Source organism: Chitinophaga sp. MM2321 (assembly GCF_964033635.1).
Classification (GTDB): Bacteria; Bacteroidota; Bacteroidia; order Chitinophagales; family Chitinophagaceae; genus Chitinophaga.
This window is the reverse complement of sequence record NZ_OZ035533.1, coordinates 1,507,200-1,533,497: the sequence shown is the minus strand read 5'-3', so window position 1 is coordinate 1,533,497 and position 26,298 is coordinate 1,507,200. Positions and strand designations below refer to the sequence as shown.

26 protein-coding genes and 1 tRNA gene are annotated in these 26,298 nt (G+C 42.3%); 12 read left to right on the top strand and 15 right to left on the bottom strand.

Annotated elements, in window-relative coordinates; genetic code table 11:
• Positions 1-7: 7 nt before the first annotated feature.
• The 3 genes from ABQ275_RS05870 to ABQ275_RS05860 form a co-directional block, all read right to left on the bottom strand.
• Positions 8-889: an aldo/keto reductase gene (locus ABQ275_RS05870; protein ID WP_349317340.1), complete on the bottom strand. Its 882-nt coding sequence runs from the start codon at positions 887-889 to the stop codon at positions 8-10.
• A gap of 76 nt (positions 890-965) precedes the next feature.
• The gene (locus ABQ275_RS05865) at positions 966-1,871 is read right to left on the bottom strand and encodes an NmrA family NAD(P)-binding protein (RefSeq protein ID WP_349317339.1); all 906 of its coding nucleotides are present in this window, start codon (positions 1,869-1,871) and stop codon (positions 966-968) included.
• A 174-nt stretch (positions 1,872-2,045) separates the two neighbouring features.
• Positions 2,046-2,696, bottom strand: coding sequence for a winged helix DNA-binding protein (locus ABQ275_RS05860; protein WP_349317338.1), 651 nt, complete (start codon positions 2,694-2,696; stop codon positions 2,046-2,048).
• A 121-nt stretch (positions 2,697-2,817) separates the two neighbouring features.
• Here ABQ275_RS05860 and ABQ275_RS05855 point away from each other — a divergent pair, with 121 nt between their 5' ends.
• The 6 genes from ABQ275_RS05855 (at position 2,818) to ABQ275_RS05830 (ending at position 7,957) form a co-directional block, all read left to right on the top strand.
• Positions 2,818-3,219 carry a DoxX family protein gene (locus tag ABQ275_RS05855; RefSeq protein WP_349317337.1) on the top strand — a complete coding sequence of 134 codons (402 nt, stop codon included), beginning with the start codon at positions 2,818-2,820 and terminating at the stop codon, positions 3,217-3,219.
• 3 nt (positions 3,220-3,222) lie between these two features.
• Positions 3,223-3,699, top strand: coding sequence for a hypothetical protein (locus tag ABQ275_RS05850; RefSeq protein WP_349317336.1), 477 nt, complete (start codon positions 3,223-3,225; stop codon positions 3,697-3,699).
• 179 nt (positions 3,700-3,878) lie between these two features.
• The gene (gene abc-f / locus ABQ275_RS05845) at positions 3,879-5,468 is read left to right on the top strand and encodes a ribosomal protection-like ABC-F family protein (RefSeq protein WP_349317335.1); all 1,590 of its coding nucleotides are present in this window, start codon (positions 3,879-3,881) and stop codon (positions 5,466-5,468) included.
• Positions 5,469-5,762: 294 nt separating this feature from the next.
• On the top strand, positions 5,763-6,230 hold the full coding sequence (locus ABQ275_RS05840) for a hypothetical protein (RefSeq protein WP_349317334.1): 468 nt from the start codon (positions 5,763-5,765) through the stop codon (positions 6,228-6,230).
• Between the two features lie 108 nt (positions 6,231-6,338).
• Complete coding sequence (locus ABQ275_RS05835; RefSeq protein ID WP_349317333.1) at positions 6,339-6,914, top strand: Crp/Fnr family transcriptional regulator; 576 nt, start codon at positions 6,339-6,341, stop codon at positions 6,912-6,914.
• A 17-nt stretch (positions 6,915-6,931) separates the two neighbouring features.
• Positions 6,932-7,957, top strand: coding sequence for an alpha/beta fold hydrolase (locus tag ABQ275_RS05830; protein WP_349317332.1), 1,026 nt, complete (start codon positions 6,932-6,934; stop codon positions 7,955-7,957).
• A gap of 100 nt (positions 7,958-8,057) precedes the next feature.
• On the opposite strand, the gene ABQ275_RS05825 is transcribed toward ABQ275_RS05830, so the two are convergent.
• The 4 genes from ABQ275_RS05825 to ABQ275_RS05810 all read right to left on the bottom strand — a co-directional run bounded on the left by ABQ275_RS05825 (position 8,058) and on the right by ABQ275_RS05810 (position 12,300).
• A complete protein-coding gene (locus tag ABQ275_RS05825) occupies positions 8,058-8,651 on the bottom strand; it encodes a dihydrofolate reductase family protein (RefSeq protein WP_349317331.1) in 594 nt (197 codons plus the stop codon).
• Between the two features lie 395 nt (positions 8,652-9,046).
• The gene (locus tag ABQ275_RS05820; protein ID WP_349317330.1) at positions 9,047-9,472 is read right to left on the bottom strand and encodes an rRNA adenine methyltransferase; all 426 of its coding nucleotides are present in this window, start codon (positions 9,470-9,472) and stop codon (positions 9,047-9,049) included.
• A 183-nt stretch (positions 9,473-9,655) separates the two neighbouring features.
• On the bottom strand, positions 9,656-11,812 hold the full coding sequence (locus tag ABQ275_RS05815; protein WP_349317329.1) for a TonB-dependent receptor domain-containing protein: 2,157 nt from the start codon (positions 11,810-11,812) through the stop codon (positions 9,656-9,658).
• Positions 11,813-11,841: 29 nt separating this feature from the next.
• Positions 11,842-12,300 carry a hypothetical protein gene (locus ABQ275_RS05810; RefSeq protein WP_349317328.1) on the bottom strand — a complete coding sequence of 153 codons (459 nt, stop codon included), beginning with the start codon at positions 12,298-12,300 and terminating at the stop codon, positions 11,842-11,844.
• A 185-nt stretch (positions 12,301-12,485) separates the two neighbouring features.
• On the opposite strand from ABQ275_RS05810, the gene ABQ275_RS05805 reads away from it, so the two are divergent.
• Positions 12,486-13,547 (top strand): histidine kinase, encoded by a 1,062-nt coding sequence (locus ABQ275_RS05805; RefSeq protein ID WP_349317327.1) that lies wholly within the window; start codon positions 12,486-12,488, stop codon positions 13,545-13,547.
• Between the two features lie 23 nt (positions 13,548-13,570).
• On the top strand, positions 13,571-14,284 hold the full coding sequence (locus tag ABQ275_RS05800) for a LytTR family DNA-binding domain-containing protein (RefSeq protein WP_349318788.1): 714 nt from the start codon (positions 13,571-13,573) through the stop codon (positions 14,282-14,284).
• A gap of 94 nt (positions 14,285-14,378) precedes the next feature.
• On the opposite strand, the gene ABQ275_RS05795 is transcribed toward ABQ275_RS05800, so the two are convergent.
• Positions 14,379-15,401 carry an LLM class flavin-dependent oxidoreductase gene (locus ABQ275_RS05795; RefSeq protein WP_349317326.1) on the bottom strand — a complete coding sequence of 341 codons (1,023 nt, stop codon included), beginning with the start codon at positions 15,399-15,401 and terminating at the stop codon, positions 14,379-14,381.
• A 197-nt stretch (positions 15,402-15,598) separates the two neighbouring features.
• Positions 15,599-16,153 carry a dihydrofolate reductase family protein gene (locus tag ABQ275_RS05790; RefSeq protein WP_349317325.1) on the bottom strand — a complete coding sequence of 185 codons (555 nt, stop codon included), beginning with the start codon at positions 16,151-16,153 and terminating at the stop codon, positions 15,599-15,601.
• Positions 16,154-16,755: 602 nt separating this feature from the next.
• Between ABQ275_RS05790 and ABQ275_RS05785 the strand changes: the two genes are divergently transcribed.
• On the top strand, positions 16,756-17,178 hold the full coding sequence (locus tag ABQ275_RS05785; protein ID WP_349317324.1) for a VOC family protein: 423 nt from the start codon (positions 16,756-16,758) through the stop codon (positions 17,176-17,178).
• Positions 17,179-17,519: 341 nt separating this feature from the next.
• Here the strand turns inward: ABQ275_RS05785 and ABQ275_RS05780 are convergent.
• Positions 17,520-17,604: transfer RNA gene (locus ABQ275_RS05780), tRNA-Ser, on the bottom strand.
• Between the two features lie 273 nt (positions 17,605-17,877).
• Here ABQ275_RS05780 and ABQ275_RS05775 point away from each other — a divergent pair.
• A complete protein-coding gene (locus ABQ275_RS05775; protein ID WP_349317323.1) occupies positions 17,878-18,318 on the top strand; it encodes a thioesterase family protein in 441 nt (146 codons plus the stop codon).
• On the opposite strand, the gene ABQ275_RS05770 is transcribed toward ABQ275_RS05775, so the two are convergent.
• The 5 genes from ABQ275_RS05770 to ABQ275_RS05750 all read right to left on the bottom strand — a co-directional run bounded on the left by ABQ275_RS05770 (position 18,313) and on the right by ABQ275_RS05750 (position 23,573).
• Complete coding sequence (locus ABQ275_RS05770) at positions 18,313-18,843, bottom strand: AAA family ATPase (RefSeq protein WP_349317322.1); 531 nt, start codon at positions 18,841-18,843, stop codon at positions 18,313-18,315. The genes ABQ275_RS05775 and ABQ275_RS05770 overlap by 6 nt on opposite strands.
• A 22-nt stretch (positions 18,844-18,865) precedes the next feature.
• Positions 18,866-19,390 carry a hypothetical protein gene (locus ABQ275_RS05765; RefSeq protein WP_349317321.1) on the bottom strand — a complete coding sequence of 175 codons (525 nt, stop codon included), beginning with the start codon at positions 19,388-19,390 and terminating at the stop codon, positions 18,866-18,868.
• A gap of 229 nt (positions 19,391-19,619) precedes the next feature.
• Positions 19,620-19,886, bottom strand: a complete 267-nt coding sequence (locus ABQ275_RS05760) for a hypothetical protein (RefSeq protein WP_349317320.1) — start codon at positions 19,884-19,886, stop codon at positions 19,620-19,622.
• Positions 19,887-20,038: 152 nt separating this feature from the next.
• Complete coding sequence (locus ABQ275_RS05755; RefSeq protein ID WP_349317319.1) at positions 20,039-20,785, bottom strand: GLPGLI family protein; 747 nt, start codon at positions 20,783-20,785, stop codon at positions 20,039-20,041.
• A 4-nt stretch (positions 20,786-20,789) separates the two neighbouring features.
• Positions 20,790-23,573 (bottom strand): TonB-dependent receptor, encoded by a 2,784-nt coding sequence (locus tag ABQ275_RS05750; protein WP_349317318.1) that lies wholly within the window; start codon positions 23,571-23,573, stop codon positions 20,790-20,792.
• A 227-nt stretch (positions 23,574-23,800) separates the two neighbouring features.
• Between ABQ275_RS05750 and ABQ275_RS05745 the strand changes: the two genes are divergently transcribed.
• Both ABQ275_RS05745 and ABQ275_RS05740 read left to right on the top strand, forming a co-directional pair.
• Positions 23,801-25,519 (top strand): IlvD/Edd family dehydratase, encoded by a 1,719-nt coding sequence (locus tag ABQ275_RS05745; protein WP_349317317.1) that lies wholly within the window; start codon positions 23,801-23,803, stop codon positions 25,517-25,519.
• 15 nt (positions 25,520-25,534) lie between these two features.
• The gene (locus tag ABQ275_RS05740; protein ID WP_349317316.1) at positions 25,535-26,293 is read left to right on the top strand and encodes an SDR family oxidoreductase; all 759 of its coding nucleotides are present in this window, start codon (positions 25,535-25,537) and stop codon (positions 26,291-26,293) included.
• Positions 26,294-26,298 lie beyond the last annotated feature (5 nt).

Sequence of the window (26,298 nt, the reverse complement as noted above, 5' to 3'; positions counted from 1 at the left end):
TTACCCTTTATTCAAGGAACATCATATCTTCTTCGCTCAATTCTATTTCAGTTGCTTTTAAATTCTCCTCAAAATGTTTTAATGATGAAGTGCCAGGTATGGGCAATATCCAGGGGGAACGGTGCAGCAGCCATGCCAGATTTATCTGAGCGTCTGTGGCGTTATATTTTTTTGCGATCGCCGGTATCCTGTTATCCTTCTTCGGCATTGACTGGAATAAGGAGAAGTAGGGTACCAATGGTATTTCGTTTTGCTCACAAATGGCAAGCACTTCCTCCCCGCCCCTCGTTTCGCCCCCGTGGGCAAGGCTTACGGAACTTCGTTGTGCATGGCCGTACATATTTTCTACGGTGGCAATGTTCCCCATAGCCATGGCTGTTTTCAATTCATCAGGACCAACATTACTTACGCCCACATGCAATATTTTCCCTTCTTTCTGCATGTCAAACATGGCCTGCATCGATTCTTTAAAAGGCACATCGCTGCCTGCTAAAACCCTGAAATGAACGAGGGATATCTGGTCTAATTTCAGCGTACGCAAATTGTTTTCTATGCTGCTGCGTAAATCTTCCGGACGATTAAACGGCACCCAGCTTTTATCAGGCTTTCTTGCCCCACCGACTTTGGTGCATATTACCAGTCCGGCGGGATACGGATATAATGCTTCTGCTATCAAACGATTGGTTACATCTTCTCCATAATAGTCGGCAGTATCTATAAAATTGATGCCGCTTTGAATGCATCGTTGTAATATCTGCAATGCTTCATGGCGATTTGCAGGCTCACCCCAGATGCCTTCGCCTGTAAGCCGCATGGTGCCATATCCGAAGCGTTTTACCTTCAACGGGCTTTTGCTTCCCCCTGCAATTGTGATTTCTTGCGTATTCATATAAGATTTTTTCAGGTCATTGTTATGCTAAAAAACTTGCTGATAATAGTGCTATTAGATGCTAAGACTAAATGTACTACGATTTTAAAAATGCACCAGCAAATTCTTTTGCAAAATCTGTTAGTTTTACGTTTCCCAAAGTTGGTTTATTGCGGTAATAATCTTCATACAATACACCACCACGCCTGCTTGCATTCATTTCAACATAACCGGCAGCAATTTGTGGATTCATACCAGCAGTTTTTAAACCACCCAATAGTTGTTCGTCAGGAATAACAAGCCATTTCAAATCAGGCTTACCGATTGCTTCCCCCAGAATACCAGCCACTTCGTTGGGAGAAAACTCATCACTAGCCACGTAGCGGATTTTTCTCTCCGCTGGCTGTTGAATTTCGATTTCTTCAGCAATAGCGGTAGCAATGTCCATCGGGGAAACCCAGGGTTCTTTGTCATTCCCACCATAATTCGATATGATAGCGCCTTGTGTTTTTATAGTTGGTATGAACGCAAGCATATTATAGTAAAACCCAACAGGGCGCATAAATGTAATGGCTACGTCGGGCGGCAATTTGTTCAGAATGTTTTCTACATTATAATGAAAAGCCAGGATGCCATTGCCTTTATCCATATGCGCTCCGATACTACTGAGATGCACGACTCGTTTTATCCCCGATTGCAGAATAGCTTGTACATAGCTATTGGCAATTTTGTTATGAGCGGCCATAATGTCAAGATTTTGGTCAAAGAAGCTGCGCGAACCAAGTGCCTCCATAAGATAAACTGCATCTGCGCCTTTGAAAGTTGCGGATAGAAAATCAGCATCTTCCATTGTGCCGATAGCCACTTTTGCACCAATGGCTTCAATGTCTTTTTGTCTTTCGGGATTGCTGCTGATGACGGTTACTGTATGTCCTTTTTGTACCAACGTTTGTGTTAATGGTCTGCTGATGTGCCCTAATGAACCTGTTATTATAATTTTCATTGTGATGCTTTTGTTTATGCAAAGCTCCGCAACAATCAAGAAACAGGTGTAGCCAAATCTACGCTTGTTGTAGCCATATTTACGGTTAGTATAGGCGACAACCTATGTGATTTTGACATTATCTTGTGGAATCTATGTGCGTTTAGATGTATCGATATCATCCATCCTTCCTACTTATTTATGCTTTTTGCGTTTCTCACTCATGATACTTTCATATACTTCTTCAAAAGGTTTGGTACGGTGCTGGGGCCATAGTGCCGAGAATTTTATCTCGATACTTTTTAATAATTGTACAGCGAGTTCTTTATCATCATCAGTGAGGCCATGCGCCATCATTGTTGCGTTTTTTCTGATCTTTTCCAGGCATTGTTCTACTACTTTCTCCCCTTTTGCAGTCAGCTCAATCCTCTTGGAACGCTTGTCTTCCTTGTCGGCATGTTCTTTAATAAGCCCTCTTTTCTTCATACGGTTCAGCATATCCGTACCGCTCGAAAGTTCAAACAAGTTGGCGTAAATGACTTCCGTTTTCCTGGGATTCTTTTCCTGCCTGATCGTCATCAGCATTCCGAATTCTTCAATCTGATTCAGGTCTGTTCCTTGCAGCACTTTGTTGGCATACAACATATTCAGTTTGCTGATCCTGCCAATTATTTTCATTAACAACCCGTCTATATAATGAGGAACGACACCGCCTACCAGGGTTCCTTTTATTTTTTGCTCATTTTGCCGGGCAAGATAATACCTGCAAAAATCTTCAATGCTTCCTTCCGGATGTTTCACCTCAAAATCTCCCCACTCGTTCACAAGTGTAACAGTCTTATTCATAACATTTTAGTTCGTTTACGTAGCAAATCTATGAAAATTGCTTCGATAATTTGTTTTTTACATCGAAAACGTATTACATTTACAAAATAAACATCGCTAACGTATTAAAATAACTAAAACCATGGAAACACTTAAAAAAAACAAAAGGCTTTATTGGCTGGCAAAAGGATGGATCAGTTTCTTCATGCTCTTTAGTGCTTACTATTCTTTTTCGCATGCGGAGGCACTAAAGCTGCTTGGATTTCCTGATTATTTCAGGATTGAACTGGTGATTGCAAAAACGCTGGGAGGTATATTGCTACTGGTTCCGCAAACACCGCTACGGGTTAAAGAATGGATCTATGCGGGATTCGGTATTGAAATGATCTCCGCATTAATAGCACATATCTGTAGTAACGATCCGCTTTCAAGAATAATATTCGTGGCCGTCGACTTTATAATTATTGCCGTTTGCATCTGGTATGTATCCAGGCAGGATCAAATTGCCCATAAAGAAGCCTCCTCACTTATTATAAAAAATTAAAAAATGAACCTTAACATTTATCATATAGCCCTGGTAGGCCATATTGTTGGTATTACCATGATGGCTGGAACAACGTTCGTTGATTTTATTGCCTTTAAACAATCCGGGAAAGTTTTCGCCAGCGACAAAACCAAAAGCCCGGCGATGGAGGATATGCTATCCGGATTGCAAAAAATTATTGGGATAGGTATGCTGCTCATACTTATTTCAGGCATATTAATGATGGTGTACATGCACCAGGTATGGGGTGAGCAAACCTGGTTCCGGGTAAAAATGGGCATCCTCCTGCTCATCATTATAAATGGAATAATCAGAAGAAGAATGGGTACAGGATGGAAGAAACTTTTAGCCGGAACACCGTCGGACCCAGGTTTTGACACAAAACTATCCCGGATGAAAAGTAACATCACAACCGTTCAGGTGCTTCAGTTGCTCTTCTTCCTGGTCATATTTACATTAAGTGTTTTTAAATTTAATTAAGCAGGGATAACAGATCAAATAATTTGTATTATTTTTTGATGATGTACGAAAAAAAAATTTCTTACCTTTGTACATCATAAAAAAACACATTAATGTAAGATATAATTTCTTTCAGGAAAATAAAACAGCGCCTAACATAACAGGGGCCTGTAATTATTAGCTTTTAAAAGAAAGGAATTATGCTTATTCTTCAAGGTGTTACTTACACACATCCCGACAGAGATTTATTGTTTACTGATATAAATCTCATCATCAACAAACAAGATAAAATTGCATTAATCGGTAATAACGGTGCAGGGAAATCCACCCTGCTGAAAATATTAGCCGGCAACCTGCATCCTTCAAGTGGACTCGTAAAAACCGACGGGAGGCCTTATTATGTGCCACAGATTTTCGGCCAGTTCAATGATTATACTGTTGCCCAGGCCCTCCAGGTTGCCGATAAACTTCAAGCATTAAAAGAAATTCTCGATGGCCATGTAACAGATGCAAACCTGACATTGCTGGACGATGATTGGGCCATCGAAGAACGCTGCAGGGAAGCCTTCATGCACTGGAAGCTTAATGCATTGGATTTAACCCAAAAAATGGAAACGCTTAGCGGCGGACAAAAAACAAGCGTTTTCCTGGCAGGAATCATGATTCATCGTCCTGAAATAGTCCTATTGGATGAACCAAGCAACCATTTGGATACGCTCAGCAGAAGCATTCTTTATGATTATATAACGTCCACTACCAACACTTTAGTCGTGGTAAGTCACGACAGAACCATATTAAACCTTCCTGATACCGTTTATGAACTCAGCAAGCGTGGTATAACTGTCTATGGTGGTAATTATGATTTCTACATCACGCAGAAAATGATTGAAAGTGATGCTTTGAATCAGGATCTGAAGAGCAAAGAAAAAGCACTCCGCAAAGCGAAAGATACGGAAAGGGAATCTTTGGAACGGCAACAAAAACTGGACGCCCGCGGAAAGAAAAAGCAAGAAAAGGCAGGGCTTCCCACCATTTCCATGAATACCCTCAGAAACAATGCGGAGAAAAGTACTTCACGCATGAAGGGCGTTCATACTGAAAAAGTAGATGCTATTGCACAAGAGCTGAATCAACTGCGTGCCGCAGCACCGGATATGGATAAAATGAAGATGGATTTTGACAATTCTACACTTCATAAAGGGAAAATATTGATTACTGCAAAGGATGCTAATTTTGGATATGATGATCAATTGCTCTGGAAACAACCATTGAGCTTTCAAATCAGAAGTGGAGAACGTATGGCTATTAAAGGGCTCAACGGCTCTGGTAAGACAACTTTGATAAAAATGATTTTAGGTGAATTGCAACCCCGATCGGGCAGCATTGACAGCGTGGATGTCAATGCCATTTACATCGACCAGGACTATTCACTAATCGACAATAACCTCAGCGTTTACGAACAGGCCCAACAATATAATTCCGGAGCATTACAGGAACACGAAATAAAGATCCGCTTAAACCGGTTCTTATTTTCAAAAGCATATTGGGACAAACCTTGTAAGGCGCTTAGTGGCGGAGAAAAAATGCGGTTGATGCTTTGTTCCTTAACAATCAGTAATCAAGCGCCGGACATCATCATATTGGATGAACCAACCAATAACCTCGATATTCAAAACATAGAGATTTTAACTGCCGCGATAAATGAATACAAGGGAACGCTCCTGGTTGTATCGCATGATGAATATTTTTTGAAACAGATAAATGTGGAGCAGTCGATTACAGTGGAGTAATAAACAATCTCTTCATCTTCAAACAGGTATTATCAGCATGGTTATTAACTACAGCCGGTATTGTTAATGCTGTGATTTATATCATGGAACAGCCGGAGCATGTTCGCATACCTAAACTTATGATCCAGCCTAAAGATCACAATATATAACAGATCGAATCCCCTCTCCACATCAAACGAGCTATTAAAATCTCATCATTGAAGCAGGTAAAAGTTTCTTGTTCCTGTCCAATTTTCATTCTCCCAGTCATTATTGCAGTGAAAACAAGTTATCATTTATTAAAAAACTTATCAAATGTCAACTTTTCCTGCTCTACTGATGCTACATTTAATAGCACTAGTCTTGATGGTCGGTACTACACTAATCGATTTTATTAACTACCAGACATTCTGGAAACTATTTGACCATCAAAAAGAAAAGGCGGCTGGAGTCCTGGTGATTGCGGCCAAATTCCCTAAATTGATCGGTATCGGTGGAGGGCTGATCATAGTTACCGGCCTGGGCATGATCGCCCTTACCCACGGCGTGCTGGCGCAACAATTGTGGTTCAGGATCAAATTTGTGTTTGTTCTTTTGCTGATCGGCAATAATATTTTCAATGGTGGCAAACTTGGTATAAAACTCAAAGAAATTATCGACGGGAATGCCCCTGACCTCGCGGTCAAGGCGCTAAATTTAAAAGGCAGATTGCGTACATTTCATCTCTTGCAGTTAAGTATTTTTTTGATCATCATTTTCCTGAGCGCCTACAAATTCAATTAACTAATCCTGACATGAAAATGAAAAAATGCTTAAAAATCATATTTGTGACTTATGTTGCGCATTTTTAGCGAGATTTTATGTTTGAAAATCAAGGACCAATGATAGCTCATGCAGAATAATATAGATTTCTTAACGCGATTTTTGGTGGATCAATATTCTTTCCCGGCAGAAGACACTTTGCTTTTGTCAAAATTTAAGGATGTAAGTGTCAAAAAAAACAGTCGGCTTCTTACCTCCGGAGAGGTCTGTCAGTATGCGTATTTTATCTGTAGTGGTTGTTTAAGAACATATTTTATAAATGAAAAAGGAGAAGAAAAAACACGCTACATTGCCTTCGAAAATAAATTTGTAAGCGCCTTCGCCAGCTTTATAACACAAGCACCATCTGCAGAGTATGTTCAAGCGTTAGAGGATTCAGCATTATTAAGAATCAGACAAACTGATTTCTATAACCTTGTAGACACCAATACTATTTTTGCTAAACTTTATCGCCAATCGTTAGAACAATCGCAGGTCTTTGCTACATGGCGGGTTGAAACGATGATTAGTATGACAGCAAAAGAAAGATATCAGAATTTATTGGAGCGGATGCCACAAGTCGTATCGCGGCTATCCAATAAACACGTTGCCTCTTTCTTAGGTATAACGCAGGAATCATTAAGTCGGCTTAAAAAGAAAGAATAGTTTTTTATCATTTGTCAATGTTTATTCTTTTTGGGCAAAATACTTTTGCCGAGAACAAAAAGAAAGTGATGAAGAAAAATAATTATGACACAGCTGACGATAGAACTACCCTATACGAGTTGCTGCCGGACAACGCCGAACCGAGCTTGCAGAGCCGCTGTATCAACGGCTTATTAAGGCTTCTTCCCATCAAGAAACGGTTGGCATCAGCCGCTGCCGTCCAGGAGCAGGTGCGCAGATTGTCATTGCGGCCGGCCTCCTATGAACCGACGGGGCTGGGCCGCGGCGTCACGGTGACTTTGAAGCATGTGGCGGGATGGCCCGTCTATTATACAGCACCATCTGAAAATCCCGATGCCGGCGACTACGTCGTATTCCTGCATGGCGGTGGCTATATCAACGAGATCGTTCGCGCGCATTGGCGCTTTATCGGTTACCTGACCCGTAATGCCCATGTCCGTTGTATCGTTCCCATATATCCGCTGGCTCCCCACGCCACTGCTAAAGACGTGGTGCCGGCCATGGGCGACCTGCTGCGGAAGATACTTGAGGATGCCGGACCTGCGAAGGCCACGGTGATGGGCAACTCGGCAGGTGCCGGGTTGGGGCTGGCAGCAGCCCAGTGGTTACGGGACTCCGGATATCAGCAACCGAACGGGCTGGTGCTCATCTCACCGGGGCTGGATGCTTCGTTCAGCCGCCCGGAGCAGCTGGCGATCGCTGCTCATGACCCCATCCAGGATATTCCGGGCGTTATTGAAGTGGGGCGCCTATATGCCGGTGACCTGGATGTCGCCCATCCGTATGTCAGCCCGTTGAATGGCGATTTCCGCGGACTGGCGCCGATGATTGTATTCTCCGGCACGCTCGATCTTCACTATCCAGCCAGTATCGATCTGGCCGCAAAGGCAAGGGCGGCAGGAGTGCCTGTCGAGCTTCATTTGCGACGGGGCCAACCACACAACTATGCGGCGATGCCAACGCCGGAAGGCCGGGAAGCACGTGCGATTATCCTGCGTGTCCTTGCCCAGGGACTGACATGATCATTGTCAATAATAAAAACAAACGCCGTTAAAAATCAGACACGTCTTAATGTTAATGCTAAACATGAAAAATACTGAAACAGAACACAATTACGTTTCCTTAAGCACCAACAGTACCTGTTCTGACTTCTCCATTTCGCTTGTAATTGGCCATAATAACGCCACTTGGTGTAACATGGCTCTCTATTAATTCAAATGCTGCCGGAATCACGTCATTATCAAACAACTTTTTTCCTTTACCCAGCAGCAACGGGTGAATGTTGAGCCAGAGTTCGTCCACTAAATCGTGCTTCAGTAGTAGTTGAACGAGCTCGCTACTACCCCAAATTTTGATGTCAGCACCTTTTGAATTTTTAAGTTTTTCGATGTCTGCCACGCTTGTAAGGAACACGGTGTTTTCCCAATCTGACTTTTTCACGGTTTTGGACATGACGTATTTTGTAACATCATTGATACCTGGCCAATAGCTTGCATGTTCAGGCCAGTAAGCGGCAAAAATCTCATATGTTTTTCTGCCAAGAAGAAGATCCGCAGGTTCCATCTGTTTTTGCATGACCTTACCAGAAACTTCGTCAGCATAAGGTGCAGTCCATCCGCCATATTTGAAATCGCTGGATGGATCTTCCTCAGGTCCGCCAGGTGCTTGCATTACACCGTCTAATGTAAGAAATGAAAGAACAATTATTTTTCTCATAATACTTAACCCTCCTTTTAAAATTATTGTTAAAAAAGCTTCTCTAAATTCTGTTATGTTCAGATGTAAATTTCGGTAACAATATGATAACATTTGCGGTGCGTATGCGACAAATCAAAGGGCTGAATGCGACAGATTTAAAAGAAAGAAGCCTTATTAATGAGGCTTTCTGAAGGACGGACGGGGCTGCCGGCTCTTTCGGTCTTCATGGCGGAACAACGGGATTATTTACAGCGGTACCAATCCTGTTTTTCGGGATAATAAAATCACTGGCGCCACCGCACTGTTTTTGAAAACGAATCGTTCAACTTTTCTTTATTTTTCAACCGAAGATGGTTTCCCGCCTGGCGCATAGCCAATGTTTTCGGTTCGTTGTTTTTTGTTCGTCTATTCAATCATTCTGTCACTCTATTTATGCCGTTTTCGATTCCTGATTTTATCATTTCTCCATAACCGTCGTTGGATAGAAAACCTGTATAAGAGAGAGCCAGTTGATAATGTTTCTTGGCTTTGTCCAAATCGTTTAAATCTTCATAACACTTCCCGATATTCAAATAAAGAGAAGGATAAGTTCCTTTAATATCGTCTTCGTTAATTTCTAAGGCTAAGTTCAATGCTGTTTCATCCCACTTCAATTTATCAGATACGTTTTTTTGTTGGCGGGCTACATAATGAGCTGCTATAAACTTCTCCTTGGCGTTTGTAGCCAAGTTCCACGCTTGTTGAAACAGTTTAAGTGCTTCTTCATTTTTTCCCTCTCCTTCTAAATTCATTCCTTGAGCGCAGAGTTTAACTATATCATTGTTGGGATCAGTTTTCATTTTATTTGTTTTTTGTTAATATTTTAAAATGAGACTTTTGCAGACCGGGCGGGGCTGCTTGCGGAGATTCGCGTAGCTTTGGAATAGTGTATTGTTTTGCTATTTTGCATTTTTCTTATTGCTTCAGCTAGCTGTGTTTTTATAACGACATCAAAGTACAGATTTTTTGCTTACACGAACAAGCTATTCATTTTCAACAGCGTTTATTTGCGGGCTTTTGACCTCCTTTTTGCCTATCTTATAGGAAACAGTAAACCTAATATTCTGGCTTCGGTAGCGATATGACTGCCGTTGTTCAAAGTCTGATGTTGCGATTACTTCATCTATGTAGATGTATGGTTGAAAAAATGTTTCCATACGCAAACCCAGGTTCAGACGCTCATTTTTGAATTTCTTATTTATAGACAAGTTATAGAATTTCCAACCAGACCGATACCCTTGCAGGCGCAAATTGTTGGAATCAAAAAAACCGTAAAAATCTACGCTATAGCCTTTGGGGAATTTATAGCTACCATTTAGCGTAAGTCGCCGCATCAGCGAATGATTACTGATGCCAAGCGCCCTGCTTTCCAACCATACAAATTGTGCGGTCAGCGTGGCACCAATAGTTAATGTGGATACAGGCTTCCAGTTCAGTGTTGCAGAGAAACCTAACCTTTGGTTCTTTCCTACATTTTTCCAGGTGCTTTCAAAGATTCCATTTCCCTTAGGAAAGCGGATGTTTTCAATAGAGTTTCTGTTGTCATTAAAAAATAGCACAAAGTCCCTGAACAGTTTGGCATCATTAACGGAGTAACTAATCTCATAACGATTAGTCAACTCAGGTTTCAGCTGTGGGTTCCCATATTGCAATGTCAGTGAATCACTGGTATTTATTGTCGGGTCCAGGTATGAGATGTACGGACGAACCAGTTTCATTGCATAGCTCAGCTTAATATTTGTAATGCTGTCTAATGCCATATTGAGCAATACTTGTGGAACAAGATTGTCAAATGAAGGGATATTTACTCCCTGGTTTCTGAATGCTGCATCAAGATCTGTTTTCTCATACCTTAGCCCCCCGCTAAATCCCCATTTATTCAGTTTTATACTCATATTTACATATCCAGCATAAATCCTGTTCTTATACTTAAAATTACCAGAACGAACAGCGTCATACTGATAATTGCCATTAGCGAAATCATACACCTCAAACAGACTCTTATTTTTAGAATTTTTAGCAGATACTTTGGCTCCGGCTTCCCATTTCCAGTTCTCAGTGAATGACTGTGTATAATCTCCCTGGATAATATAATCATCGTAGATTGTAGTGCTAAAGAAGTTCTCCCGGTACTCACCGTTATCCTCCGCGGTCTGATTCAACATGTAATCATTCGTACCTCTAAAATGCGAATACATACCCAATACTGAATATGCTATTTGCTGGTTTTTCGATTTGCCGTTAAAACCGACAGTATATGCATTGCCCTTATTCTGGTTTGGTGTTATGGTATTCCGCTCAAATAGGAGCTGCTGTATTTCATTGTCCACCTCGTAATTATCAGAAACACCCGTCGTCCTGTTTGGTGACCGCCTGACACGATAACCCAGGTTAAAGGTGTTTAAAGAATCCAGACTATAAAGCACGCTTAAACCACCATAAAAATATTCGCCCGATTGTTTGGTTTCATTTTTCTGAACAAGCACCAAATTATCCGCATTCCGCTGTAATACAGAACCATTCCGATTCCAGTATTTCTGATAGAAGGCATCGCTATTGAACAGAAAGGCTCCCTGTTTACGGTGTACATCACCACCTATACCTTCACTGCTACTTTCACTGGGGCTGCCAGCTACAATGCTGACATTTCCGCTGGTGGCATTCTCTATTATTTTTCTGGTAATAATGTTGACCACTGCGTTGGCCCCTTCAGCATCATATCGCGATGAGGGATTTGTAATCACCTCCACCTTTACAATATGTTCTCCCTTAATAGCTTTTAGTGCGTCCGCAACAGAAGAAGCATAGATTTCAGAAGGTTTACCATCAATAAGCACCTTAACATTTGAATTGCCGCGAACAGAAAGCTCACCACTACCATCAACGCTTAACATCGGTACTTTTCTAAGTACATCCGCGGCATCTGCGCCTGCAATAGATGGCAGACTTTCTACATTGAACACAATCCCATCGATCCGATGCTCTATCAGGGGCTTTTGACCATGTATGGTAACCGTTTTCAACTTTATAGCCGGATTCTTCTTTAATGAGTCAGTTTTAACATTGTCTACATGTTGTGCCAGAGCCGGATTAATGCAAAAATAAACCAGTATAGTCAGAAGATATTTCTTTTGGCACATGTGTGTTCATTTAGCCGAAGGATAACCCTTTATTTCATATGAAGAGATGCAAGCAGCTGTTCTTTAGGAAGCTCCTTTGCAGTATAATGCAGACTCAGATCATGATGGGCATTATTTTTTTCCAGCAACAACAGCTCTTTAACTGATATCACCATACTTAAATCGGAACCAGTCGCATCAGCAAATGACCAATTCTTTAGTGTATTTCCCTTTTCATCTTTTAGAACAATATTCCGGTCAGTACCAGCTCCTTTTAAAGTGCAGTGTTTGTAAGTAATGCGCAGCTGATCGTTCTCATTTGCCTTATCAAGTTGCAGCACTCTTAAACTCAAAGGCTGGTTCACCGATTGTTTTAGAATGAGCTTGTTATTTAGGTAGATCTCATAACTGTCCAATCCAAATTTTGTTGTAAAACTGAATGCAGTAAAGCATAGTATAATCAGTGCAAATACCTTAATAAACGCCTGATTGAATGTTGTCTTTTTCATGATGCAATTTTTTAAATTAAATACTTGACTTTTTCTGATATCAATATTAGGAGAAAAGGAAACCAAGTAGAAAAATAGTAGACCAGTAAACAAAAAAGTAGACGAACCTCTACTTTTTATGCAGTTAGTCGAAATAATTTTGCAGGTTTAACACTTTTAGTTTCCTTTATGTATGATATTTAAATATGGAGCTACTGAATAAGCAGGTTAAGCTGCCATTTTCAAAGGGGACTGTTTCCCTAAAGTATATCCTGGCTCATAGTGCCTATTGGCTATTGATAACAGGTTTCTTTATGTTTGAGAAAAAATACCTCATACATAAGGCCAGCATGCCTTACTTTGTAGCTTGTGTAACTGTCCGGATCGCACTCCTCATTGTGATAGCTTATCTCAACCTGCATTATTTTTTACCAAAATACCTGCTGAAGAAACGCTACTTTGTCTATTTCACAGCAGTTTTTATCGCTGTGATCGGGTACTTAACAGTCCAGAGCCTTTTTGATTTTTATCTGTATGGTTATGTTATAGGCCCTATGCGTAACAGCGATTTAATGGAAAGCCTCTCCTACAACTTTTTTAGCACGTTATGGTATTTAGGGTTAATGCTGGCACTTAGGTTAAGTATGGACTGGTATGGGCAGCAGCTTCTCATTCAGAGAATGACAGTAGAAAAATTAAATGCCGAAGTTAATTTTCTTCGCGCCCAGGTAAATCCACACTTCCTGTTTAATGTATTAAACAACTTGTATGCATTAACGCTTAAAAAATCAGAGCTTGCACCGGAAACAGTACTTAAACTATCAGAAATGATGGAATACATGTTGTACGATAGTACTGATGCAAAGGTGCTGTTAGAAAAAGAAATCACTTACCTAAGCAATTACATTGAACTGGAGCGGCATAGGTTTAGTTCCGAGTTTATTATTTCATTGAATATTAATGCTGAACTAAGTGGGCATGAAATTGCCCCTTTACTATTGTTGCCTTTGGTTGAGAATGCCTTTAAACATGGGCTTAGTAAACAAACCGAAAATAGTTGGTTAACTGTGGGTATTGAGTTAAATAATAAAACATTAACGGTAATTATAGAGAATTCAAAACCATTGTCAGTATCTAATAAAAGTAAGGGTGGAATAGGGCTCGACAATCTACGAAAACGTCTGAACATGCTTTATCCGGCTAAACACCATCTTGCGCTTGAAGACAATAAAAATGCCTATAGAGCCAAGCTAATAATTGAATTATAACTAAATGGATTGAAGTGGAAATAATGCTGAAAGTTGTTGTTATAGATGATGAACCGCTTGCGCTTGAAGTACTTGCAGGTTACTTAAAACGCATCGACAACGTACATTCCGTGTCCCTGTTTACCAATACATGGGAGGCTTTGCGCTATCTGGAGAATCACCCTACTGATGTATTGTTACTGGATATTGAGATGCCGGAAATGACAGGTATTGAATTTCTAAAAGAATTGCCAGACCCGCCTTTTACGATTTTCACAACCGCATATCGCAATTATGCTTTTGAAGGCTATGAATTGGGTGTAATTGACTTTTTATTAAAACCTGTGTCTTTTAACCGATTCAAACAGGCAATAGAGAAAATCACAGAATTCCTAACCTTAAAAGCACAGAATGTAAATATTGAGGATCATGCTGCCTTTGAAAAAACAGATTTTATTTTTGTCAAAAGTGGTGTGCAGCGTATAAAACTTCATTTTAATGATGTTACCCACATTCAAGGACTCAAAGATTATGCAATAATTTATACCTACTCAGGAAAGGTCATATTGAAAGGATCAATTAAAGCCATGCTTGATATTTTCCCACAAAACCGTTTTATTCGGGTACATAAATCTTTCATAGTATCTATTCAAAAAGTAACACGCCTGGAAAGGAACCGAATTATACTGGATGGCCATCAAATACCTATCGGCCGAAACTTTAAAGATGATCTCGAAAAGGCGCTGGAAAGCACCTGATCTGGTTAAAATCAGCAACCCAATCAATTCATGTTAGTACAAAGTTGGCAAACACGATCCAGCGTTCTTTGTCGATTAACATCATTTTTAAAATTTAGCGCCAACCCAATCCGGGGGCCACATGCGCTAAAATAGAAGACAGTACATGCACATTGTAATCAACTCCTAATGTATTGGGTATTGTCAAAAGAATCGTATCTGCCTCTTGAATAGCTTCATCCTCAGCTAACTCCTTGATGAGTTGATCCGGCTCTGCGGCATAGCTTCTTCCGAAAATGGCGCGTTTGTCTGCTTCAATCATTCCGATTTTATCGACCCGGTTGGTTTCCTGCCCAAAGAAATAACGATCCTGGTCGTTTACCAAGGCGAAAATAGACCGGCTCACCGAAACTCTCGGTTCACGCTTGTGTCCTGCTTTTTTCCAGGCATCTTTGTATAATCTGATTTGCTCGGCTTGCTGTATATGAAAAGGTTTGCCGCTTTCATCGTACTTCAAAGTAGAACTTTGAAGATACATTCCGTTTTCGGCGGCCCAAACAGCAGTAGCATTAGAAGCGGCTCCCCACCAGATACGTTCCCTCAGTCCTTCCGAATATGGCTCCAGGCGTAGCAAGCCTGGTGGGTTCGGAAACATCGGGGACGGATTAGGCTCGGCAAATCCGACACCTTTTAACTTATCCAGGAATTCCAATGCTTTACGACGTCCCATATCTGCGTCAGTTTCTCCTTCGGCCGGTTCATATCCAAAAGTGCGCCACCCATCGATTACCTGTTCCGGCGAACCTCTGCTGATTCCCAATTGTAATCGCCCCTCCGAAATTAAATCCGCAGCTCCGGCATCTTCCACCATATACAGTGGATTTTCATAACGCATATCAATTACACCCGTTCCAATCTCTATTTTACTTGTTTTGGCACCGATAGCCGAAAGCAAAGGAAATGGTGATGCTAACTGGGCTGCAAAATGATGCACACGAAAATAGGCGCCATCTAAACCAATTTCTTCGGCAGCGACAGCCAAATCAATAGATTGAAGCAATGTGTCACTCGCTGTACGGGTCTTATAGGCAGGATGATTAGACCAATGCCCAAACGATAAAAATCCTATTTTCTTCATAACTCCTTTTTCGTCCTGAAAAATAACCCTTTATTATCTATTTTTTGGTTGCTAAAACAATTTCTTTCATACTATCTTTTTCTCATGCCTCAATTAAAATATCTTGTATTTTCTTTTCAGGCAGATATAAAACACAAAAGCCGCCGGATAACATCCGAAGGCTTTTGTGTTTAGGTTGCGGGCCGAAATACCCGCTTTTATAACTGTTTCAGGTAATGAAGTGCTATACATCCTGATTTAAGCGTCCTCGAGTCAGTTAGTTTTAAATTTAACGGATCGGGAAGACCGATACCATCTAACAACCGTCTCCCTTGACCTGCAATGATAGGATGAATTAGAAAATAATATTCATCCACCAGACCAAGCGTTATCAATTCCGCAGGCAGGCTTATCCCGCCAATTGAAATATTTTTGCCCGATTCCTGTTTCAGTTTCAGGACTTCTTCTGCGAGGTTCGCACGAATAACCCTCGGATTACCTTCAAAGTCATTTAATGAGCGGGAACAAACAACTTTGTCAATGGCGTTAAATGTTTGCGCAAATTCATTCTCCGCTTTCGTCCCGGATTGTTTTTTTGCGACGTCAGGCCAGTAAGGAACCATCAACTGATAGGTCTTACGTCCGTAGATGATCAGGTCAGCGTCCCGCATGAGGTCCGTGAAATACTCGTGGATCTCTGGGCCGCCACTAGATTGGGTATGGTCGCAGCAACCATCTGCAGTCAGATTGATACCATAGATTATATTTCTCATTTGATCGGTTTTAGTCGGTGAGTTTTCTATGCTGGTTTACCCGGATACAGGTCAAAAATAAAACAATACATCCATCAAAGTGGGGGCCTTCTGCGACAAAAAAAGGGGTATTTAAGTCCTAAGCTATGATGTCGTCCCACCTTTCAAATCGAAAACACCTGACAAACACCCTTTTAAAAATGAAAAAGCGACACAGAATCCAATCATGAATTTTGTATCGCTTTTTGCGGAGGGCGAGGCATCTCTGTCGAACCCCTTATTCCATCATTGACATTTTCATCCGTTTCGGAAGTTTTTGTGATCGAATTTTCAGATCGGAAAGAAGATCAAGGTATAGTTGTTCATTCGGTGACCCTTCCTTTGTTTATAAAAAAAGCAGCAACATGAAGTACAAATAGTTTTGTACTGGTAAAGTCTTTGCAGATTTTACGAAAACTCGCAGATGTTTATCGAAATCGGGGCCTTGAACTTCACCAACACGAGGACAACGATGAAGTATTTTATGTGTTGGAAGGAACAACTTCATTTCTTGTAGGCGACAAAGAACTGACAAGAAAACATTTTTGGCAAGAAACTTGACGGAAATACTAAAAACAAAAAGAATGTTACACACTACACCATTTCTTTTATTTGATGGAAATTGTGCTGAGGCAATGACCTTTTATCACGAATGTATTGGCGGTGACTTGACACTTACTAAACTTGGTGATAGTTCAATGAAAGATATGTTACCCCCCGAAAAGCACGACAGGATTATCAATGCTCATCTAAAAAATGGTGATATAGAAATATCAGCCACCGATTGGATGGCTTCACCTGAATTTGACCCAATACCAGGCAATACGTTTGCTATATTTGTTATCGGAAAAACATATAACGAATTAAAAATAGTTTTTGACAAACTTAAGGACGGAGACAATAACGAAAGGCTACAGGAATTACATGAGCTACCATTTGGGATGTACGGACAGTTTTACGACAAATTTGGTATTCAGTGGATTTTTAAAGGAGAAAAGAAAGAATGATTTAAAAAAAACTTAACGGACAAACATTCAGACAGGCAAGAGAGTTAAGTTCCAGCCAGGTCAGCATTCCTCGCAAACGCCCTCCCTAAAATCAATACCTACATTTGAAAAAGCGGCATGCAGCCTGCTAATCAGGTTGATTTCATTTGTATTGTCCATAAATCTTGTATTTAAATCTAAGCTTACCCAATAGGTATTCTAATTTCAAAGTTGCTATGAGGATGGGGGTTATCGAACACCTACAATGATGGATGTTTTTTCTCATAACTATCTGGAAATGAAAGAGAAGAACTACTTGATATACGAAAAAAAAGGGATAACTTTTCAGTTATCCCTTGCAGCGGAGAGTCAGGGATTCGAACCCCGGGACCTGTTACAGTCAACAGTTTTCAAGACTGCCGCAATCGACCGCTCTGCCAACTCTCCAGTGGTGCGAAATTATAAAAGGAAATGATTTAAAAAAAATTTGTTTTCGTTTTTCCTGAAAAAAAATGCGCCGGAGAGCCTTACAGTACGGCCCATTAACCTAAGAGACGGCTATAGAATAGCCACAGTAAAGCATTGTATCCATCATTTGAATTTTATACCAGTATATCGTATTGATCAACAGTTCATTGTCACAGGCACTGTTTTACCCCTCTTCCCTCCTTTCTATAACTTCCGGCTACATTCCGGCTGGCTTTTTTTTCCGTAAATTTAATGATGAACATATTTTTTGAAGGACCTGTACTCTGGTCACAAATAGACGCAAATATGCACCTCCGGCATTCTGCCTACGCAGATTTCGCCGCACAGGCGCGCCTGGCTATGCTGGAAAAAGTTGGATTGGATGCTGCCCAGTTTATTCAACTAAAACTAGGTCCTATCCTGTTCCGGGAGGAATTACTGTATCTCCGCGAAATTGGCCCCAATGATAAAGTACAGGTTACCTGCGAAATGAGCCGGTACAAAAGTGATGGCTCCCGCTGGTCGGTAAGGCATGAAATATTCCGCGGCGACGGCACCAAATCCGCCATCGTAACGGTAGACGGCGCGTGGATCGACGTACAAAAACGCAAGCTCACAGTTCTGCCACCGGCATTAATGGAAAAATTTAAAGCCATTCCCCGGAGTGCGGATTTTGTGGAAGATGTGCTATAGCCGGCTGATAATAAAGGCCGCCCTTTCCGCTGCCGGAATCATAGGCACTGTTATCAATTCATAGTCACATGCATTATACACCGCCTGCATCACTTCAAAAGTGTGCACCGCCGTTGCAAATGTCTGTTTGCGTTCTTCATCTTCACAAAAAATAGCCTCCCAGGGCGGGAAAATAAATACACGGGTATTATACCTGTATTGCATGCATAGTTCCTGCAAGGAAGGATCTACCGGCAACTGTATCAACTGCGTATAGCCGATAACGTCAGGCAGCCCCCTGTCAAGGAATACCTGTTCTTCCTGCAACGCATGAAAATCATCCATGGCGGTTCTGAACATCTTGTCACGATACTGTGCCGTATCGCCCCAGGGCAAAGCATTTCCGCCGGTACGCACCTGCTCCTGGATGATTTGTCTTCCAGACTCTTCTACCGTTGCATATCCCATCTGCTCTAAAGTCTTTATCACCGTAGTTTTACCCGCACCGGGTCCACCGGTGAATACATAGGCATTGCTTTTAGTCATATTCTATCTATCGGTACGTTATTCACCGGATCGTCACAGGCCGGATAGACACCAGCCGGTCAGATTCCAGTGCTTTTATAAAAGGTAACTTGTTTTGTATGTATGCGCGTGTAGATTGTTCCAGGTAATTGTCCAGCTGAAAAAACTTGGCTGCCCTGGTAGCACCCAGCACTTTATTCATTTTACGAAAATAACGCATTTGCAGCCGACCAAATTCAAGATCATTATTAATCAGCTGTTTTGATAATGTATTCATTTTCTTTTCATCCAGTGAAGAATACTCATCGTTGTACATTTTTAGCAATGCGATGCGCTCCGTGAGCCAGGGGCCTTTTTCTGATTCATATTCCTGGAAAGCAGTCTGAAAATCCTTTTCCTCTACGGGCGAAATCAGCAGGACATCATTTAATAACGCCTCTTTATTTTTACCAAAAATCTGCGTAACAAGATCCTCTTCCGAAAACACCACAGCTTCAACAGCTGTTTTTTGTGCAGAAAGCCGCAGGGCAGCAATCAGCACAACCAACAAACAAATTAACTTTCTCATAGCAGCAAAATTTTATTGTCATTGTTTGTCTATTTATGATGAATAATCAATAGCGACCGGGGTTGATATACCACTATCGTTACCATCCATGGTAATACTGCCAGACAGGAGAAGCAGTATATAAAAACATCTGCGGAAGAGAAATAGTTTATAATAGAAGAGGGATTTATGTATTTAGCTGTCTAAATACATAAATCCCTCTTCCATCGAATAATATGAATGACGCGGATTAGTTTAAAGTGTGTCCATTGGCTTCCAGAAAAGCAGCATGCGCTTCCTTCGTCCAGAGTTGATAATCAGCCAGATCAATGCCCAGCTTATCGTCGCGTTCCACTTCCTTATATTCCCGGGAATCCCAGTATCCCTTTGCCAGTGATACTACATTATTCAGTGCTTGTGCGTCCGTTGCTTCGTAATCATCAGGATAACTTACGTAATTGCCGATGGCTAATTCCTGTATTTCCTGCTTAACTGCTTCTTTGTTTTTCTTTGCCATGGTTAAAATTTTTGGTTCAGCTAACAGTAAAACAAAAATGGTTCCTGTTTGGTGCCAATACCAGACACTTTAAGAAACCATTATCATAAAGTTTTGTTAACCCTACCTGAAAATCAACACAATAGCAATTTTTTAAATGATCGTTAAGACAGCTAAAGCATGATAGCTTTTATATATACCTTGCCATAATTACCCCAATCCTTGATCGCCCCGTTCATCACTTCCTTTAACCGGTCATTATTCACCACCTTCCCTTTAGCAGGTGGTTTCAGCGTTCCGGGCTTTATATCTTCCACCAATACTTTGGTAGCAAACCAGGTAATATGCTCATGCGGCAGTGCCAGTCCCAGGATCATACCGGGAAGGCCGGTAAAGGATTCCGGACCACCCGGTGTTACGATGATATCTGTATAAAAAGCGACTACATAAATAGAATCCATAATAATGGCATTGGCCCGGCGGCAATCAAAACCTGCAATCTTGCGTGTTTCGTCCGTGATCTTCCACTTAATCTCCCGCACAGAATCCTTTACCAGGAACAGTTGCTCAAATGCCTTCTTCTGTGCAATACTTTCATGATTATCCAGGTCAGTATACACTACATTGGCTTCTCCCGGTGTTTCCCGGAGTTTATAGTTATCAGGATTTTCCCTGCCGGGTTTATAGGATGTGGTGTGTTGTGAAAAATACAGGTCGAAATAAGCCGTCTTAAACTTCGGCATTTCTTTCTTCTGTAATTCTTTCCAGGAGCTTTCCTCTCCCGCCCACATTTCGTCCAGCATTGCGTGTACGTTCTGCTTCTTTTCAAATTCAATACGCCCCTGCTGCAAAAAAGTGGTGTGTTGCGCAGCAGCACCAGTAGAGAGGATCAGCAATATCCATAAGATCAGGTTCTTCATGACATTAATTTTTTGTGGCTCCTCCGCCTACTTTATTAAAGTTCCAGATAAATGTCAGCATACCAAAACGGCTGATGGTACTGTAGGTATTCTGCGTAATGTAGTTACTGTTTACAGACCTGTTGAATCCGATATTCTGATTCAGGATATCGTTCATAGACACATTGACCTGCACTACATCTTTCTTTCCGAATTTCTTCCCGAACCAGGCATTCCAGAGCAGCACGTTATTATTGCCGGTAAAGAAAGCGGTCTTTTGTCTGATGCTATAATTAATTTCGGAATGTAGTTGCAGTTTCCAGGGGAGAAAAAGATCCAGGTTGTGGGCAATACTATACGTCCAGTAATTGGTACGGATCTGCTTCTGTACAGAAGATTGACTGGTATTGTAATTGGCCTGTATATTCAGGTATTGCTCATATTTTTTTTCTTTGGATTTATAGAGATATAATCCCCCTGAAGTATTGGTACTCTGTGTTATATTCAGTTCCGAGTTTACAAAGCTGACATTCTTATAATACTGTCCATACATATTATACCCGATCCTCAAATCAATTTTCTTGATCTTCCAGCCCATGTTCAGGTTCACATTTGCATTCTGATTACCGTCTACGTTTACTGACTGTGTAGTACGCTTACCCCCTTCATCAATGGTACTCCGGTTGCTGATGGCATTGGAAGTAGTACCATAGGATACTCCCATCCATATACTCCGGTCAGTTAATACTTTAAAGTCACTATAGTTAAGGCGGAAAGTGCTTCCAAAAGAAGGTTTCAGCTCAGGGTTACCGATGTAGATATTCAGCGGATCTTCGTTGGCCCGTAAAGGTTGTAACTGGTTAATCCCCGGTTGTTGGGTATTGCCGTAATAATTGAAACTGAACCTGCGTTGCTGACTGAAACTGTACCTTACGGATGCCTGTGGATACCAGTTCATAAAACTACGCTCCTGGGTAAAATCGTGGTACATATCCTGCTGATGGTAGCCTGTAAATCCTACGTTACTTCCCACATTTACCCGCAGCTTCTTTTTCATATAGGCATAGGCCAGACCGCCTTTATGCGTTAACATATTAAAAGCATAGTCATTGCTGTAGATGCTGTCCTGAAGCCCGTATTTACCATCTGTGCCTTTATTGAAGGAGTTCCTGGCCGAATGACTGTTGTTGATGTTGATGCCATAGTTCACCACCAGCGAAGAAGCAGCAGACAATGGTTCCGTATAGGTAAGATTGGTAATGAGACTGATATTTTCGTTATTGGTGGTTTTATACTGGTCTGTTAATTGCGTGGAGTCAGTAAGCCCGTGTTGGAAAAACTCGGTTATAGAATTCAGATATCCGTCGCCGTTAGTCCGGCTATAGTTTTCAGCGATATTCAGGGAAATCGTTCTGCCTTTCTTCTTTAGTTTCTTGCGCCATAGCAGGTTACTGTTGAGCGTTCCGATATCGGCTATGGAGGAGTTGAGGCGTTGGTTGCGGTTTACCATGGAACTATCTTCTGCCTGAAACGCTGTGCTATAGCGGCTGTTACTGATCTTATGATCTATTCCGCCATCTACGCGCAGGTTGATGGTGGAAGAAGAATCCAGCTGAACTTCATACCCTCCGTTGATGCGGTTCCGCATAATACTGTTCTTAAATTCTTCCCTGGCATTCCGGTAGTAAACGGTATCCGGCAGGATATACTGGGTGGCTTCCGTATTGTTACCATCCATGTACAGCTGCATCATTTTATAGTTCCCGTTGATGCTTTGCTTGTCCTGGTTCCATTTATTGTTATAATGCAGGCCGCCGGTCTGTACCAGCGGATAGCCCTGCCCGTTATAGTTACCGCTCCAGTTCTGAAATTCGTTGTCCTGGCCGCCCATGATATAAAAATCACCGGAGCCGTCTGAAACAGCGTTATCGGCCATGCTTTGTCCGTATTTATCCTGCTCCTGCCAGTTAAGACCGGTTTTCCCGGTGTTGGACACGATACCATAGACGGCAATTTTCTGTTTCTTTTTGAACATATTCAGCATGGCCTGGCTATCATGGTAGCCGTTGGTACCGGCGCCGGTACTCACTTTACCAAAGTAGCCGTTTTTCTTGCTATCCTTTAATTTCAGGTTGATCGTTTTAGATTGCTGTCCATCGTCTACCCCTGTAAAGTTCGCCTGGTCGCTCTTTTTATCAAAGAGCTGTACTTTGTCAACCATATCTGCACGCAGATTTTTGGTGACCAGCGTGGGATCATCTCCAAAAAATTCTTCCCCATCTACCAGTACTTTTTTAACTGTCTCTCCCTGCGCAGTGATTTGTCCTTTATTATCTATCTGGATACCAGGCAGTTTTTTCAGCAGGTCTTCCACCGAAGCATTTGCCTGGGTTTTGTAGCTGTCGGCATTAAACTCGGTGGTATCACCTTTAATTTTGATAGCGGCTATTTTCTGTTGGATCACTACCTCCTGTAGCAGTCTGGACTTCTGTGTCAGCATAATTTTATCATAGCTGACAACCGTTGTATCTGATAACGTTAAAGGTTCTACGTAATCGGCAAACGACGGATAAGTCACCAGCAGCAGGTATTTACCGGCAGTGAGGTCTTTGAAATTAAAATGTCCTGATTCATTTGTACGTGCAAATTTGTACAGTACCGAGTCCTTTGCGTGCAGCAAAGCAACTACAGAATTGGAGAGCTTTACGTGATTGAGTGTGTCCAGCACATTTCCTTTTACAGCAGCCTTTTGGGCATAACACAGGTTAAAAACAGACAAACAAAAAATGAGTGCTAATAGTTTTTTCATCGTGGGTACTACAGGTTACATAACAAATGATGTTATGGGACTAAAATTCCATAAATATTTTTATAAATTTAATTCAATGATGATAAACATCTGTTAAAATATTTACCTACTTATCATGTTAAAACAGCGATAGGACGAAAGATCTCCCTCTTATAACACCCGCTCATTATAAAAAAAGTCCTATAAATTGTATATTCAACACGTATTTCAGTTACATAACACAATAAATGATGGAGCAGCAGTCATTAAGAAGCAGTCAATGGTTTGCCCGCGACGGTAAGGATGGATTTATATACCGTGCATGGCTCAAAAAGCAGGGCATTCCGGCGCATGAGCTGGAAGGCAAGCCAATCATAGGCATCTGTAATACCTGGTCGGAACTCACGCCCTGTAACTCCCACTTCCGGGAGCTCGCCGAATCGGTAAAACGCGGCGTCCTGGAGGCAGGAGGCTATCCGCTTGAATTTCCGGTGATGTCGTTGGGTGAAACACTGATCAAGCCTACTGCCATGTTGTATCGCAACCTGGTAAGCATGGATGTGGAAGAATCTATCCGTGCCAATCCACTGGATGGTGTGGTACTCCTGTGCGGTTGCGACAAAACCACGCCGGCGCTGGTAATGGGCGCCTGTAGCGTCAATATACCGTCTATAGTAGTTTCAGGTGGCGCTATGCTTACAGGCAGACATATGGGCCGTAGCATTGGCACCAGCGATATATGGCGGTTCAGTGAGGAACTGCGCTCCGGCAAAATGACGAGTGAAGAGCTGGCCCTCGCCGAAGCAGGCATGTGCCGCAGCGACGGACATTGTGCCGTGATGGGCACCGCCTCCACTATGGCCTGTATGGTAGAAGCCCTTGGCCTCTCCCTCCCGCAGAATGCCGCTATCCCCGCCCCTGATGCAGCCCGTAAAGTACTCGCGCATTTATCAGGTATAGAGATCGTAAAGATGGTGAGAGAAAACCGATGCTTATCTGATATCCTCAACAGGGCCGCATTTGAAAATGCCATCATGGTGAATGCAGCCATCGGCGGCTCCACCAACTTCGTTATTCATCTCCTGGCTATTGCCGGTCGTATCGGGGTGAAACTGGACTTACAGGATATAGATACCTGGTCCTCCAACATCCCGCTGATAGCCAATCTGCAGCCATCCGGTCTTTACTTCATGGAAGACCTTTACTATGCAGGGGGACTACCGGCCGTAATGAATGCATTGTTACCACATCTCCATAAAGAATGTATGACGGTAAACGGTAAAACAATTGCCACTAACTACCAGTATGCTCCCAACTATAATAAAGAGGTAGTTTCCTCACTGGAAACACCTTTTAATGCAGTTTCCGGTATCGTAGTGCTGAAAGGAAATATCTGTGAACAAGGTGCTGTGATTAAGCCATCAGCCGCCAGTCCGGAGCTGATGCAACATACCGGCAAAGCGGTGGTGTTTGAAGATATCGATGATTATAAAAGACGTATCGACGATCCTGCGTTGGATGTTGATGAAACGAGTGTCCTCGTATTAAAAAATGCAGGACCCATAGGTTATCCCGGCATGCCGGAAGTGGGCAACCTCGGACTGCCTGCAAAGCTACTGGCAAAGGGCGTTAAAGACATGGTCCGTATTTCTGATGGCCGTATGAGTGGTACCGGCTTCGGCACCGTAGTACTGCATGTTTCCCCGGAAGCCGCGGCAGGCGGCACATTGGCCATCCTTCAGGATGGAGACATGATCACGCTGGATGTGCAAGGCAAGCGGCTGCATGTAGACCTCCCCATGGAAGAGATCAACCACAGAAAAGAAAAACTGCTACCCAACTATCCCAAAGCTATCAGGGGTTATGTGCAGTTATACCAGCTACATGTAGAGCAGGCGCATCTCGGTGCTGACCTCGACTTCCTCAAAGGTGGCTCCGGCAGCGAGGTTACCAGAGATTCTCATTAAACAAAAAATCAGGTTATGACAGGCAATAAAAAAGTGGCCATTGTTACCGGCGCAGGCCAGGGCATTGGATTTGAAATTTGCAGACAGTTGGCCATGGAAGGCACAGCAGTAATTCTGAACGATGTAGATACGGATCTCGCAAACAATGCAGCTGCGAAGATCACCGCAGCAAACGGGCTGTGTATAGCCATGCCAGGCGATTCCAGCGATACGGTCTTTATCGGTCAACTGGTAGATACGGCTGTCAGCCGGTTTGGTAGTATCGATATTGTGATTGCCAACGCGGGCATCACGTTGTTTGGCGACTTCCTTACCTATACCCCGGAAGCCTTTTCCAGGGTGATGCAGGTAAATCTTGGCGGTTCATTCTTTCTCGCACAGGCCGCCGCCAATCAGATGAAAAAGCAAAATCACGGCGGCGCTATTCTGTTCACCTCCTCCGTTACCGGCCACCAGGCGCATAAAGACCTCGCCGCTTACGGTATGAGCAAAGCTGCCCTGGAAATGCTGGCAAAAAATTTAGTGATAGAACTATCGTCTTACAAGATTACTGTCAACACGATTGCTCCCGGCGCCACCTTAACGGAACGCACCCTCGACGATCCCAGCTATACCAGCACCTGGTCCAGAATAACGCCCATGGGAAGACCTGCAAATACAGCAGATATTGCACACGCGGCGCTATTCCTCGTATCTGATAAGGCCCGGCATATTACGGGGCAAAGCCTCATCATCGACGGGGGCTGGACGAGCATTAGTCCATCTCCTTTTTAGGGCGG

What these genes read in the sequence shown, in the direction of transcription:
- ABQ275_RS05835 (WP_349317333.1), top strand. Translation starts at nt 6,339, where the DNA reads ATGCAGAATAATATAGATTTCTTAACGCGATTTTTGGTGGATCAATAT.
- ABQ275_RS05820 (WP_349317330.1), bottom strand. Translation starts at nt 9,472, where the DNA reads ATGAAAACTGATCCCAACAATGATATAGTTAAACTCTGCGCTCAAGGA.
- ABQ275_RS05805 (WP_349317327.1), top strand. Translation starts at nt 12,486, where the DNA reads ATGGAGCTACTGAATAAGCAGGTTAAGCTGCCATTTTCAAAGGGGACT.
- ABQ275_RS05840 (WP_349317334.1), top strand. Translation starts at nt 5,763, where the DNA reads ATGTCAACTTTTCCTGCTCTACTGATGCTACATTTAATAGCACTAGTC.
- ABQ275_RS05860 (WP_349317338.1), bottom strand. Translation starts at nt 2,696, where the DNA reads ATGAATAAGACTGTTACACTTGTGAACGAGTGGGGAGATTTTGAGGTG.
- ABQ275_RS05775 (WP_349317323.1), top strand. Translation starts at nt 17,878, where the DNA reads ATGATGAACATATTTTTTGAAGGACCTGTACTCTGGTCACAAATAGAC.
- ABQ275_RS05830 (WP_349317332.1), top strand. Translation starts at nt 6,932, where the DNA reads ATGTTTATTCTTTTTGGGCAAAATACTTTTGCCGAGAACAAAAAGAAA.
- ABQ275_RS05810 (WP_349317328.1), bottom strand. Translation starts at nt 12,300, where the DNA reads ATGAAAAAGACAACATTCAATCAGGCGTTTATTAAGGTATTTGCACTG.
- ABQ275_RS05755 (WP_349317319.1), bottom strand. Translation starts at nt 20,785, where the DNA reads ATGAAGAACCTGATCTTATGGATATTGCTGATCCTCTCTACTGGTGCT.
- ABQ275_RS05815 (WP_349317329.1), bottom strand. Translation starts at nt 11,812, where the DNA reads ATGTGCCAAAAGAAATATCTTCTGACTATACTGGTTTATTTTTGCATT.
- ABQ275_RS05800 (WP_349318788.1), top strand. Translation starts at nt 13,571, where the DNA reads ATGCTGAAAGTTGTTGTTATAGATGATGAACCGCTTGCGCTTGAAGTA.
- ABQ275_RS05790 (WP_349317325.1), bottom strand. Translation starts at nt 16,153, where the DNA reads ATGAGAAATATAATCTATGGTATCAATCTGACTGCAGATGGTTGCTGC.
- ABQ275_RS05855 (WP_349317337.1), top strand. Translation starts at nt 2,818, where the DNA reads ATGGAAACACTTAAAAAAAACAAAAGGCTTTATTGGCTGGCAAAAGGA.
- ABQ275_RS05765 (WP_349317321.1), bottom strand. Translation starts at nt 19,390, where the DNA reads ATGAGAAAGTTAATTTGTTTGTTGGTTGTGCTGATTGCTGCCCTGCGG.
- ABQ275_RS05740 (WP_349317316.1), top strand. Translation starts at nt 25,535, where the DNA reads ATGACAGGCAATAAAAAAGTGGCCATTGTTACCGGCGCAGGCCAGGGC.
- ABQ275_RS05865 (WP_349317339.1), bottom strand. Translation starts at nt 1,871, where the DNA reads ATGAAAATTATAATAACAGGTTCATTAGGGCACATCAGCAGACCATTA.
- ABQ275_RS05750 (WP_349317318.1), bottom strand. Translation starts at nt 23,573, where the DNA reads ATGAAAAAACTATTAGCACTCATTTTTTGTTTGTCTGTTTTTAACCTG.
- ABQ275_RS05760 (WP_349317320.1), bottom strand. Translation starts at nt 19,886, where the DNA reads ATGGCAAAGAAAAACAAAGAAGCAGTTAAGCAGGAAATACAGGAATTA.
- ABQ275_RS05795 (WP_349317326.1), bottom strand. Translation starts at nt 15,401, where the DNA reads ATGAAGAAAATAGGATTTTTATCGTTTGGGCATTGGTCTAATCATCCT.
- ABQ275_RS05770 (WP_349317322.1), bottom strand. Translation starts at nt 18,843, where the DNA reads ATGACTAAAAGCAATGCCTATGTATTCACCGGTGGACCCGGTGCGGGT.
- ABQ275_RS05825 (WP_349317331.1), bottom strand. Translation starts at nt 8,651, where the DNA reads ATGAGAAAAATAATTGTTCTTTCATTTCTTACATTAGACGGTGTAATG.
- ABQ275_RS05745 (WP_349317317.1), top strand. Translation starts at nt 23,801, where the DNA reads ATGATGGAGCAGCAGTCATTAAGAAGCAGTCAATGGTTTGCCCGCGAC.
- ABQ275_RS05785 (WP_349317324.1), top strand. Translation starts at nt 16,756, where the DNA reads ATGTTACACACTACACCATTTCTTTTATTTGATGGAAATTGTGCTGAG.
- ABQ275_RS05870 (WP_349317340.1), bottom strand. Translation starts at nt 889, where the DNA reads ATGAATACGCAAGAAATCACAATTGCAGGGGGAAGCAAAAGCCCGTTG.
- ABQ275_RS05850 (WP_349317336.1), top strand. Translation starts at nt 3,223, where the DNA reads ATGAACCTTAACATTTATCATATAGCCCTGGTAGGCCATATTGTTGGT.
- abc-f (WP_349317335.1), top strand. Translation starts at nt 3,879, where the DNA reads ATGCTTATTCTTCAAGGTGTTACTTACACACATCCCGACAGAGATTTA.